Genomic DNA, 11,888 nt, shown 5'->3' with positions numbered 1-11,888 from the left:
ATGGACGAGTTTTTAAATCACGCTTGGCATTTAAATAAAATTTACGCCAATACCGATGCGAGCGTGCCTTTTTACCCAGATCTACTGGCGCTTCTTTTATCTTGTGATGAGAAAAATTTAGATGAGTTTATGGCTCTTGCCGAGTTTAGAAATATCTTAAAAAAGCTAGGCGTTGGACTTGATATCTTTAGCATACAAAGTGCCCAGCTAGCTACGCTAAAAGCACTAAATGATGCAAAAATTTCAAGTGATGAACTCGTAACCCGCTTACAAAAGCTATGTGATGAAAAGATAATTAGCCATGAAAAATTTGATTTTTTAATAAATTTTATAAGCAAAAACTCAAATCAAAATAAAGCTGAAATTTCTAATGTAAAGCCAAAAGATCACTTTCACAAGAGTTTGGATTTTCTAAATGAGATAAATGAAAAAGCAAGCATGCTTGATGAAGATAAAGAATTTTTACTAGCTTTGAAAAATGCCAAGAAAAGATCAAATGAAACGCTTTTTAACATCGCAGTAAGCGGCATCATAAACTCTGGCAAATCAACCCTTTTAAATGCGCTTTTAAATAAATCCATCCTTGGCACTTCAAATGTGCCTGAGACCATAAATTTAACCATCTTAAAGTACGCATCAAATAGCCATGCAAAGGTAAATTTTTATAGCCCAGACGAGCTAGAAAAGCTTGGACTTTCAAGCGAAAATTTACCAGCTAGTAGCGTAGAGATCAGCCTAGATGAGATCAAAAACTATACGTCTTCAAGCTCAAAAACAGCAAATCTCGTAAAAAGCGTTGAGCTTTATGATGACTTGGAGCTTTTAAGAGATAATGTCTGCATTATAGACACTCCGGGCATAGATGATGCGATCGTTTTAAGAGAGCAAATAACTACAAATTTTATGAAAGAGTGCGACCTTTTGGCTCATCTCATGAATGCTTCGCAAAGTGCAACGCAAAAAGACGCACTATTTTTGAAAAAATGCCTTGAAAACTCGCACATCGTAAGAGTTGCTATTGTGCTAACTCATGCTGACGAGTTAGACGCAAAGGGTATTAATGAAACGCTTAACTACGTAAAAAAGGCGATCGGCGAGCAGATAAATGATATCAAGATAGATTATTTTGCCCTTAGCGCGAAAGCTTATCTTGATGGCGCTTTAAATAGTGGCGTGCCGGAGTTTAAAGAGTATCTTTACGATGTACTTTTTGGCAAAGACTCTAAAAAATCAGCTCTAATTTTAAGCTCATATCAAAAAGAATTGCAAAATATTTTAAAAACAAAACTCGAAGCCACAAAGGCTGAAATTTTAGAGCTTAAAGCATTTGGTTTAGAGCTAGAAGCTTTGCAAAACGAGCAAGCAAATATCAAAAATTCTCTTAATGAAAATTTCACAAAACTTGAAAGGCTTTTAGAAAGCGAGCTAAAAAAACTCGATGATAAAAATGCAAAAAATATCTATAAAATGGGGCTTGAAGCGCTACTGCAAAATCTAAATGAAAAGCTTAATAGTGAGATCGCTTACTGCAAAAGTAAAAGAGAAAATTTAAATCTAAAACGTCTTACACAAATAGCAAAAACTACACTTTGTGACGGAGTTGCGGCACTTATGAGAGAGGCCAGAAATGAAACTTTGGTGCAGACAAAGTCATGCGAGCAAAATATCGCTTTAAGCTTTGATGGCTTTAAGGTGAGTGAAAATAAAATTTTTAGTATAAATGACTTTTTAAAGCAAATGGGCGTGGAGCTTGATTTTAGTGAGCTTTTAGATGAGCTTGAGGCTAAAATTTTAAACAAAAATGAGCCAGATGAGGCACTTTCAAGTTTAAGACAGAATTTACTTAACAATAAAAGCATATCGCAGTTTTGTGAGACGCTAGCAGAACATGAAAAAAAGCTGCTAAAAGAGCGAGTAAAGGCTTATGAGATGAGCCAAAAAGAGGCTTTAAATAAAAGGCTTTTAGTTCTCAATAAAAAACTTAATGAGCTAAATTTACAAAATCAAAGCTCAATTTCAAAGCTTAAACAAAAGACCTCCTTACAAGATGAAATTTACTCACTTTTAGAGGATATTAAAAATGTTTAATGAGTTTATAAATGCCTACAAAGCGAGATACTTTAAGGTTTTTACAAATGATTTTAAGGGCGAGCTAGCTAGGTTCGTAAATGACCTAAACAATCCTAGCTTACATATAAGCGAGCAGATAAAAGAGAGCTTAAATTTACTAATAGACACTCTAAATGAGCCACCACTAATAGCTGTTATCGGTCAATTTTCAAGTGGAAAATCAACATTTTTAAACGCACTTCTTGGCCAAGATATCTTGCCATCAGGACTAACTCCAGTCACCGCAAAGGCTGTGAGACTAAAATTTGCAAAGATGCCACTTCTAAGCGTGAAATTTATAAACGGCAGCGAAAGCCTACTAGCAAGTAGCGATCTAGCCGAGTTAAATAAGTTAGGCGAGCAGATTTCTGGTATGACGCTTTATGCGCCAAGTGAGATTTTAAAAGAGATAAATTTCATCGACACTCCTGGCCTAAACTCGCTAAGAGATGCTGACACAAAAGAGACAAAAAATACGCTAAAAAAGGTTAGTGGTGCGATATGGCTAAGCCTTGCAAACAACGCCGCAAAGGCAAGTGAGCTTGAAAGTATCAAAGAAATTTTAAAAGCCAATGATCTAAAAGCGATCTGCCTAATCAACCAAAAAGACAAACTAAGCGAGGAGGAGCTTGAAAGTTTGCTAAAGCACGCTAGGCAAACTTATGGCGAGCTTTTTGAGGATATCATCGCTATCTCATCAAAGCAAGCACTCCTTGGCATCACAAATAATGACAAAAGCCTACTTGAAGCTTCAAATTTTAACGAAGCTCTAAAGGCTATTAAAGAGTGCTTTTTAGACAAGAGCTTTAAAGAAAATTTCATAAAAGTAAGGGCAAAAAAGATCGTAAAACTCCTAACTAACGAGCAGGAAAAACATCTAGAAATTTATGACAATGCGCAATTGATTTTAGATGAATTTAGTGGTTCATTAGATGAGAGGCTAGAGGCGATAAAAGAGGAGTTTAAACCAAAGATCGCTTTAAGATATAGTCAAATGAGTGAAGTCATAAAACTTGCCGCCGATGAGGTATTTAAGCTACTTAAACCATTTTCAAAGACAAAATTTAACGCTTCAAAGACGCTTTTAAATAAAGAAATTTACAAACGTGAAAATTTTGAGGTAATAAGTCTTGATAGCGACGAAGTCTTTTCAAAACTTATCTACGAAGATGTAGTTTTTAATAAATTTTTTAAACGCTACAAAAAAGATTTAAAAGAGCTAGAAAATGCAATAACCTCAGCGTTTAATGAGCTTTATAAAAATTTAGAGGATAAATTTTTAATATACAAATCTCGCTATGAAAATTACGCTAGTTTTGATGATCAAGTCTTAGCTTACGAAACAAAATCCATAAATACCTATGCCGGACGGACATATGAAAATTTTTTAAGAGAGTATGAAACGGCTAAATTTAAGGCTATACAAAAGGTCTCTTTGTTTTTTGAAAAGCTTGATATAAAGCTAGCCTCAAACTATGAAAACGCACTCAAACTCGCGGTTTATTTTATAAAACAAAAGATAGAAAAAACGCTAGAGTCGCACCTACAGATGAATACACCACTTTATATTCCAAGCGCAAAAGATGTCTATGAGCGCATGCTTGATGCATTTAGTCTTTATGAGTTTGAAGCTTTAATGTGCTCAAATAGCTCGTTTTTAAATAAAATCTTGCTTGATATAAAGAACGATTTTAATGAAATTTATACTTTAAAAATAGCAATGCTTGATGACTTAAAAGCAAGAGTTAAAGAGCAAATCTCAAAGATCGAAGAGCTTTGTGAAAATTCATTATTACTAAGATAAATAAAAATTTTTAAAGCTTAGAAGCTATCCATTTAAGGATAGCTTCTATTTTATGCGTGCATTATGCCAATCTTTGGTGCATTAAATGCTGTCACGCGCTTTGGCACGCCTTTAAATTTCTCGACATTCACAAGGCTTGTGTGAGCGGTGTTGCTCTGGCTCATCTTGCTTGATGGCACGTCTTTTGTGAGCACATTTAAATTTCCGTGCAAGCAAAGGCTCTTTTCGCCCGGTTTTTCAGGGTCGTACCAAGCACCTTCGCTTACTATTACGACATTTTGTGGCACATCCTCGGTTACAAAGGCACCGCACAAAATTTCGCCCCTATCATTAAACACGCGCACCACGTCGCCCATCTTTATCCCTCTAGTCTCGGCTGTCTTTGGATTTATAAGCACTGGCTCACGCTCTGCGATCTCGTTAAAGTTGCGAAGCACGGAGTTATTTAGCTGTGAGTGAAGCCTAAATTTAGAGTGCGCGCCGCTAATTGCGATAGGATATTTTTTATTTTTTGCGCCAAGCCACTCAAATGGCTCAAGCCAAGCTGCATGCGGTGGGCAGTCATCATAGCCAAAGCCAGCGACCGTTTCAGAGTAAATTTCTATCTTGCCAGATGGTGTTTTTAGCGGATTTGCCACTGGATCGTCGCGGAATTTCTTGTAGTTTGTAAAGTAGCGTTTTTTCTCATCGATCTTATCAAATCTAAAATATCCCTTCTCCCAAAATTCCTCAAAACTTGGCATACTCTCATACCCAAGCTCAGCAGCCTTTTTAACGGCATCTTCATATATTGTCTTGACCCACTCTAGCTCGCTTTTGCCCTCGCTAAATGCCTCTTCCCTGCCCCACTCTTTGGCAATCAGCCTTGCGATCTCGAAGTCACTCTTGCTCTCGCCAAATGGCTTAACAAGTGGCTTCATCGCAAATAGATACTCGCTTGTAGAGTTTGCCATCTCGATGTCTGTTCGCTCGTATTCAAGCGCAGCTGGCAAGACGATGTCGCTAAATTTAGCTGTACTTGTCCAAAACGGCTCGCAAGTGATGATAGCATTAACGTTTCGCATAGCTTTTATCGCTCTATTTGCGTCAGGATGCCTTGTGAAAGTTGAGCCATTTGCATTAAACATCACTCTGATTTTTGGCAGTTTATAGCTCTTGCCGTTTCTTGTTATCTCCTTGCCTGGGCTTAGAAGCGCGTCTATGAGCCTTGAGTTTGGCATTTCGTAGCCCTTTGTCTTTGGCACCAGCCCGCTATCAATAAATTTTTGAGGCACCTTCGTCTCAAAAGCCGCTAGTTTAGGCGCTATGAAGCTCTCATCAGCGTTTTTGTGCATGCCGTCATTTGTGACAAAGCCACAACCCTCTTTGCCGATATGACCAAGCATCGCATTTAGCGTCACAAGCGCCCAGTATGCCATCTCGCCGTGATCTTGTCTTTGTATGGCGTAGCCACTAATTATCACTGAGTCATTTTTAGCTAGATCTTCGCTAAATTTAGCAAGATCCTGCTCGCTAACGCCACAAATTTTGCTTGCCCAAGCTAGGTTTTTATTGACTCCGTCAGTTTTACCAAGCATATACTCTTTAAATATATCAAAGCCAACTGTGTATTTTTCTATAAATTCTTTGCTGTAAAGCCCTTTTTCATAAAGGTAGTTACACATACCTATCATCATTGCCGTATCGGTGCAAGGCACGACCTCAAGGTATTTTGAGTCAAAGTATTTTGCGCTATCGTTGTGATAAACATCGACGCTATAAATTTTCATCTCGCCACTCGCGCCTTTTTTTCTGATCTCGTCATAGTATTTATATGAGTTGTGAAGCGGTACGCCAATGGCGATCTTATTTGAAACTACTGGGTTTGTGCCCCAAAATACGATCGTTTTGGCGTTTTTTAAGATCGCCTCCCACTTTGTTGGCGCTAGCGCAGGATCGACAAAGCCAGTGACGTGAGGCATGATGACAGTCGCTGCGCCGTATGAGTAGCCACCTAGCTCATTTACGTAGCCACCAAGCACGTTAAGTAGCCTTTTTGCGGTCTTTTGGCTGTGGCCAACTTTGCCAAGGCTACCCCACTGATAAACCTGTCCATAGATCGCTTCAGCGCCGTATTTATCAAAATTTTCTTTTAAAACTTTTGCACTTAGTTTTATAGCCTCTTCCCAGCTCACACGCACAAATTCTTCTTTACCACGAAGCTCTGGTTTTGGGTTGTTTGGATTGGCTAAAAAGCTCTTTCTAACAAATGGATATTTTACTCTGCTCTCATTTTGGATGTAGTCAATGACTGCGTTATTTAGCTCGTTTGGATAAGCATCGCCCTCAAATGGTACGGTCTCAACCACGCGACCTGCGATCGTTTTTACATAAAATGGGCCAAATTTATTTACGCTTAGTCCGCTTTGTTTGTCAAATAACGCTTGCTCTGCGCTTCCAAGCTCTTTTGCTTGAAGGCTAGCCGCGCCTAATGCGCTTAATCTTAAAAAGTCTCGTCTTTTCATTTTCTCTCCGATTTTGGTTAAATTTATTGTTTTTGATTGGTTTTAGAAATTATAAATTTAGGGTTTTGTATCATTTCATCGTTTAAAGGCCTTGTAATGTAATACGCAAACTTGCGTCTAAATTGCACTATTTTAGCCAAAAATTTTTAAAGGATGGGCAGATGATTGGATTTTATGTAAATGTAAAATTAAAAGCTGGGTGTGAGGCGAAATTTGAAGAAATTTTAAAAGAGATCGTGCCAGCTTCAAGAAAAGATAAAGGTTGCATAAGCTACGAGTGCGGCATGGTTGTGGGCAGTAAAAGCGAGTACTGTTTTATGGAAATTTGGGAAGATCTTGCAAGCCAAAAAGAGCATATGAAAAGTGCTCATATGGTGAAAAATGCAGCCGCGCTGGAGGCTTGTAAAGAGAGCCAAGAGGTAAAAATAGTAAATTTTGTAAGCGTAAAGGAATAGTATTTGCTTTAAAAAGGGCAAAATCCACAAAAATGAGCGAAGAAAAAATGCTTGAGATGATAAATGCGACTGCTGATATTATATTTATGGCCGTACTTAGAGGGCGAGTGAGCTTTGAGGCTTGCAAAAAAGATAGGGAATTTATCGACTCTTTAAGAGAAGAGCTACTTGGAAAAAATCCAAATAAATTTAAAATCGCCCAAAACTCATACCAAATGATCGCCATTTTTGAAAAATACCGCAATAAAAAATAATCCACTTAAAATTTAAATCTGCTTGCCGATATAGTGTTAAAGGATTTGACATGATAAACGCACTAAATGGATTTAATCAAAGCTTTAACTACCAAGACGCTTTTAGTAAGCGCCAAGCCACAAACGCAAATTTAAATAAGGTAGAAATTCCCACCAAAACTGCGGACATCAAGCATCTACCGCTCTCTGGCTACTCATCAAATGATAAAATTTCTATCTGGGGCAAGATAAATGGCCTTGATAGCGGAGCGAGCAAAGATGAAATCTCTAGCCTTAAAAATTTCATTGATAGCACGAAGCTTTGGCGAGCAAGCTACATTCTAACTAGCGAGAAAAACGGCTTTAGCGTAGATGAGTTCATCAAAAATCACAAAATGAGCATAAACAATAAAATAATCAATAATGCTTTTGGTGCTCTTTATCTAAGCCGTGAGGCTACAAATTTACTAGACTCTGATCTAAGTATCGATGAGTTTAAAAATAAATGGCTGGAATTTACCGCCGAAAGGATACTTGGCGAGCATGCAAATGTGAAAATTTCTTTTAAAGACGGAGCTTTACATTACGAACAAAGCTCGGATAAAAAACGTATAGAATTCTTAGGTCAGCCTATGTTGCACCGTGTGAGCTACGCTGATAAAAATAGCAAAGATGAGTTTTTAAAATTTCTAAAAACAAGTTATGAAAAGGGCGAGAGCATCGCCGATGTGCTGCAAAATATCGCTCTTACACCAGTTAGAGAAAATGGCGGTGAAGAGATAGAAGAAGAGAAATTTAAGCCTATGCAAGTTACCAAAAAGAGCGTGACCTACACCGATAAAGATATAAAACGTGAGTTTTTTGAGGAATTTATCAGGCGCGAGGTCGAAAATGGAGCAAGCTTTGATGAACTAGTGCAAAAGCTAAATAAGCTAAAGCCAAAGGATATTCTCGCATAGCTTTGGCTTTAGGCTGAAATTTTAGGGGCTGCTTAGCTCTTTAAATTTCTACTTAGATTTGAATTTAAAGAGCCAATTTAGCCAACTAATTTAAAAAGCTAGCTTATCTTAATAAATTTTTACTCGCGTTTAAATTTTAAGAGCTAGCCAGCTTGACTCTTAAAATTTCTACTTTGGATTATTTATACTTATCACCATATTTTTATCATCAAGATATAGTTTAGCAGCCTCTTTGATGTCGTCATTTGTGATAGCTTTTACCGCACTTATGTACTCATCAGCCGTATAAAGTGGCGTGTTAAAAATTTTATTTGAGATGATGAGCTTTTGCCAAAACTCAGGCTTTTCGTAATCTTTTTTTATAGAAATTTCACTCTGTGCCTTAAAATCTTCCAAATGCTTTGGCAAGATCGCGCCACTACGCTTGATACTAGCTATTATCTGCTTTATCTCAGCGATGATCTTGTCCGTGTTTGCAGGATCGCATGTAAAGCTAATTAGCATATCTGAATGCTCAAAAGGATAGCGCGAGAGCTTGGTATTTAGGCTAAAACCGTATGTTTGGCCCTTATCTTCTCTGATCTTTTCTCGAAGCGCCGTTTTTAAAATTTCACTTAATGCCCTTAGCCTAATCGCTCCTTCAAAGCTATATTTAGCGTCAGAATTTATGATATTTATGCCAACATCGCTTCTTTTTGAGGTCTGATACTCTCTTTTAAATGTATGCTGCCCCTTGATACTTCGCACGCCATCGTCTTTAAACTCTTCAGCCTCGCCAAGCTTTGGCAGAGTGGCGATATACTTTTTAACAAGCGGCAAAAGCCTCTCTTCGTCAGTGTCGCCGATGATTACAAAAGTATATGAGGCTACGTTTGTAAATTTATCTTTGATGATCTCTTTTAGTTCATTTAGCTTTAACGCATCGATATCAGCCATCTCAAGTGGTGTGACACGTTTATTGTTTTCATAAAAAAACTTGCTAAATTCGGTGCTAAATTTATATTCAGGCAAATTTTGCTCTTTGCTTAGCTCATCTTTTGCTCTTTGTTTTATCCTCTCAAGCACGTGCGAGTCGGCTCTTGGAGTGTTAAATTCTAAATTTATAACAGCTAGCAGCGAGCTAAGATCGCTTGTGCTTGATGAGCCATAAATGCCTTGCGTAAGCGCTTCTATGCCCTTTTCATAGCTTACGATCTTTCCATTTAGTGCCTTTGAGAGCTCATAGTTATTAAATTTACCAACGCCGCTTTCATTTGTGAGCGCCACTGCAAAGCTACCAAGCTTTGGATTAGCCAAATTTGATGTGCCTCCTTTGCTGACGGCTGCAAACAAAACGCTATCTTTTTTAGTAGCTAGTGGCTTAAAGATAACTTGCGAGCCATTTGAGATTTTGTAGGTATAAATTCCATTTTTTTCATCAAAGCTTCTTGAGCTTATCTCTTTTGGCTCTAAATTTTCATTGCCTAGGCTCTTATCGTTATTGCTAGCAGATAGGTTTGTGTTATAAGCAGGCGCCTTGGCAGAAAGCTTTAAAAACTCATCTTTGCTAAGCTTATAACCATCTTTGCTAAAAATTCTTACACGCTCATCAGAAATGGCCAAAATTTGCCTAAATCTAGCATTAACGTCAGCTAACGTAATCTCGTTTAATAGCTTTAAACTAAGCTCTTTGTCGTCTTCGTCGCTTAAAACAAAGCCACCATTTTCTATCATGTTTAAAATTTGTCCCGCGTAAGCGCTTGATTTTTTAGTCTTTGAGCGTTTAAATTTTGCATCTACATTTGCTACAAACGCCTTTTTTACATCTTCAAAATCATCTTTATTAAAGCCAAACTCTTTAATGCCTTTTATAACGCCAAGCATATCTTTAAGGCTTGCGTTAAAATCGCCTCCAAGTACATTTGTTTCAAAACTATAAATTTTCTGCTTTGCTTGAAGTGTTTGAGCTATAAAATCAGTACTTAAATTTGATGAATTATTTGCATTTTTTTGCTCATAAAGCATATTTATTAGGCTTGCGATAAGTGCATCTTCTAGATTTCTCTTTGCATCAGCCTCATTTAAAACCGGACTAAATTTATCAAAATAGCTAAGCCTAACTAGCTCCATTCCAGTTTCATTTGAGTCGTAGTTAAAAATATTTAAACCACTTTTAAAGCTGATATTTTTTTCTAGATGAATGTAAGAATTTGTATTTTTTGCTTGGCTAAAGCTTTTTTCGATTAAGCTTTTTATCTCATTTTTATCAAAGTCGCCAACAGCAACAAAGCTCATAAATCTTGGCTGATAAAGCCTCTCGTAAAATTCTTGCATGTGCTTAGCATCTACGCTTTTGATGACGTTCATATCGCCTATTGGCACTCTTTTTAGATAGATACTGCCCTCAAAAATATCCTTTGTTTGAGCCAAATAAAGCCTATATCCTGGCGTATTTCTCTGACGCTCCTCTTCCATTATGACGCCACGCTCTTTATCAAGCTCATTAGGATCGATTTTAACGCCATCTATCCAATTCGAAAAGACCTTAAATGTATCTTGTAAATTTTTCTCATTTACATTAATCGTTAAGACATAGCTCGTCTGATCGTAGCTCGTCTGCGCATTTAGATCGGCTCCAAATTTCACACCAAGGCTCTCAAGCTGTTTAATGAGCTCATTTTTACTAAAGTCACGGCTGCCATTAAATGCCATGTGCTCCAAAAAGTGAGCAAGACCTTGCTCGCCATCTTTTTCATCAGTTGAACCAGAATTTATAACAAGATAAAAAATAGCTGTTTTTTGTGGAAATTTATTCTCTTTGATATAGTATTTTAGCCCGTTTTTTAGCTCTCCATTTAACATATCTTTATCGTTTTGAAGCGCAAAAAGACCCATTACTAGGCAAAAAAGCAACAAAATTTTTCTCATTATTTTCCTTTTTATTTTAATCGATAGACAAAGCAGAATTTAGCATAAGCCTGCAAATTTGCAGGCTAGAAGATTATTTTAGATCGTATTTTTTAAGTAAAGCTTCGTAGCTTCCGTCTTTTTTCATATCATCTAAAATTTGATTTATTTTCTCTATTAACGCGCTCTCTTTTCCTTTGTCAAATGCTATTGAAAAGCCCTCGCTACCATCAACTTCTTTGAAAAATGCCTCAAGTTCTGGATTTTTCTTGATAAAGCCATATCCGATAGAGCTATCAAGGATGACTGCGTCAAATTTACCAACTTTTAATCCCATGATAAGTGGCACAGTATCTTCTGAAGGCACTACTTTTACGCCATTTATAGCATTTGCTGCTAGCTCTTGGACGGTGCCTTGTTGCACGCCAACTCTTTTGCCAGCTAGCTCTTCTTTAGCCTTTAGTGCGTCATTGCTTTTTTTCTTTAGGTAGAGGTTTTCAGTTAGATAGTATGGCTTTGTAAAATCAATCGACTTTAATCTATCTGAAGTCGCACTCATTGCGCTTATAATACCATTTATTTTGCCAGCTTTAAGCGCTGGGATAAGGCCGTCAAAACTCATATTTATGATCTTATATGAAAAGCCTGCACGCTTTGAAATTTCATCAATTAGCTCGATATCAAAGCCTGTTATTTTGTTATTTTCATCGATATATTCAAATGGCGGATAGTTCGCCGCTGTGCCAAATTTTAGCTCGTTTGCACAAAGAGCAACAAAAGCTGTGAGTAAAAGAGCAAAGATCTTTTTCATAATAGTGTCCTTTAAGGTGATTTAGTGGCTTAATTATCAGTATTTCTCTATTAAAAATTGTTTAAATCCGCAATAAAAGAAAAATGCTATAAATAATCGTATATCAAAGTAGCATATAAATTTTTAT

Annotated in this window: 8 protein-coding genes; 5 read left to right on the top strand and 3 right to left on the bottom strand. The window is 37.1% G+C overall.

All coding sequences use genetic code 11. The annotated features are described in order from the left end of the window. On the top strand, positions 1 to 2,088 hold the full coding sequence (locus FZ949_RS02345; protein ID WP_148790086.1) for a dynamin family protein: 2,088 nt from the start codon (positions 1 to 3) through the stop codon (positions 2,086 to 2,088). After that, complete coding sequence (locus FZ949_RS02340) at positions 2,081 to 3,913, top strand: dynamin family protein (protein WP_148790085.1); 1,833 nt, start codon at positions 2,081 to 2,083, stop codon at positions 3,911 to 3,913. Before FZ949_RS02345 ends, FZ949_RS02340 begins: the two co-directional genes overlap by 8 nt. 50 nt (positions 3,914 to 3,963) lie before the next feature. Here FZ949_RS02340 and FZ949_RS02335 read toward each other — a convergent pair whose 3' ends face one another. Further along, positions 3,964 to 6,417 carry a molybdopterin-dependent oxidoreductase gene (locus FZ949_RS02335; RefSeq protein ID WP_148790084.1) on the bottom strand — a complete coding sequence of 818 codons (2,454 nt, stop codon included), beginning with the start codon at positions 6,415 to 6,417 and terminating at the stop codon, positions 3,964 to 3,966. A 161-nt stretch (positions 6,418 to 6,578) separates the two neighbouring features. On the opposite strand from FZ949_RS02335, the gene FZ949_RS02330 reads away from it, so the two are divergent. Genes FZ949_RS02330 through FZ949_RS02320 form a run of 3 tightly spaced genes read left to right on the top strand, consistent with a single transcriptional unit; the run spans position 6,579 to position 8,064 of the window. Then, complete coding sequence (locus tag FZ949_RS02330; protein WP_107793476.1) at positions 6,579 to 6,872, top strand: putative quinol monooxygenase; 294 nt, start codon at positions 6,579 to 6,581, stop codon at positions 6,870 to 6,872. Between the two features lie 32 nt (positions 6,873 to 6,904). Continuing rightward, the gene (locus tag FZ949_RS02325; RefSeq protein ID WP_021091847.1) at positions 6,905 to 7,126 is read left to right on the top strand and encodes a hypothetical protein; all 222 of its coding nucleotides are present in this window, start codon (positions 6,905 to 6,907) and stop codon (positions 7,124 to 7,126) included. Between the two features lie 50 nt (positions 7,127 to 7,176). Then, the gene (locus tag FZ949_RS02320; protein WP_148790083.1) at positions 7,177 to 8,064 is read left to right on the top strand and encodes a Cj0814-related protein; all 888 of its coding nucleotides are present in this window, start codon (positions 7,177 to 7,179) and stop codon (positions 8,062 to 8,064) included. 168 nt (positions 8,065 to 8,232) lie between these two features. On the opposite strand, the gene FZ949_RS02315 is transcribed toward FZ949_RS02320, so the two are convergent. Both FZ949_RS02315 and FZ949_RS02310 read right to left on the bottom strand, forming a co-directional pair. Further along, positions 8,233 to 10,971: a M16 family metallopeptidase gene (locus FZ949_RS02315; protein WP_148790082.1), complete on the bottom strand. Its 2,739-nt coding sequence runs from the start codon at positions 10,969 to 10,971 to the stop codon at positions 8,233 to 8,235. Between the two features lie 73 nt (positions 10,972 to 11,044). Next, on the bottom strand, positions 11,045 to 11,761 hold the full coding sequence (locus FZ949_RS02310; protein WP_148790081.1) for a transporter substrate-binding domain-containing protein: 717 nt from the start codon (positions 11,759 to 11,761) through the stop codon (positions 11,045 to 11,047). Positions 11,762 to 11,888 lie beyond the last annotated feature (127 nt).

Origin of the sequence: Campylobacter concisus, from assembly GCF_902460545.1 — a bacterium.
GTDB lineage: Bacteria > Campylobacterota > Campylobacteria > Campylobacterales > Campylobacteraceae > Campylobacter_A > Campylobacter_A concisus_AE.
This window is presented reverse-complemented; position numbering and strand designations above follow the sequence as displayed.

Bases quoted from the DNA above. Each gene is read 5' to 3' on its own strand.
- FZ949_RS02315 (WP_148790082.1), bottom strand. From the start codon at position 10,971: ATGAGAAAAATTTTGTTGCTTTTTTGCCTAGTAATGGGTCTTTTTGCG.
- FZ949_RS02320 (WP_148790083.1), top strand. From the start codon at position 7,177: ATGATAAACGCACTAAATGGATTTAATCAAAGCTTTAACTACCAAGAC.
- FZ949_RS02330 (WP_107793476.1), top strand. From the start codon at position 6,579: ATGATTGGATTTTATGTAAATGTAAAATTAAAAGCTGGGTGTGAGGCG.
- FZ949_RS02325 (WP_021091847.1), top strand. From the start codon at position 6,905: ATGAGCGAAGAAAAAATGCTTGAGATGATAAATGCGACTGCTGATATT.
- FZ949_RS02335 (WP_148790084.1), bottom strand. From the start codon at position 6,417: ATGAAAAGACGAGACTTTTTAAGATTAAGCGCATTAGGCGCGGCTAGC.
- FZ949_RS02345 (WP_148790086.1), top strand. From the start codon at position 1: ATGGACGAGTTTTTAAATCACGCTTGGCATTTAAATAAAATTTACGCC.
- FZ949_RS02310 (WP_148790081.1), bottom strand. From the start codon at position 11,761: ATGAAAAAGATCTTTGCTCTTTTACTCACAGCTTTTGTTGCTCTTTGT.
- FZ949_RS02340 (WP_148790085.1), top strand. From the start codon at position 2,081: ATGTTTAATGAGTTTATAAATGCCTACAAAGCGAGATACTTTAAGGTT.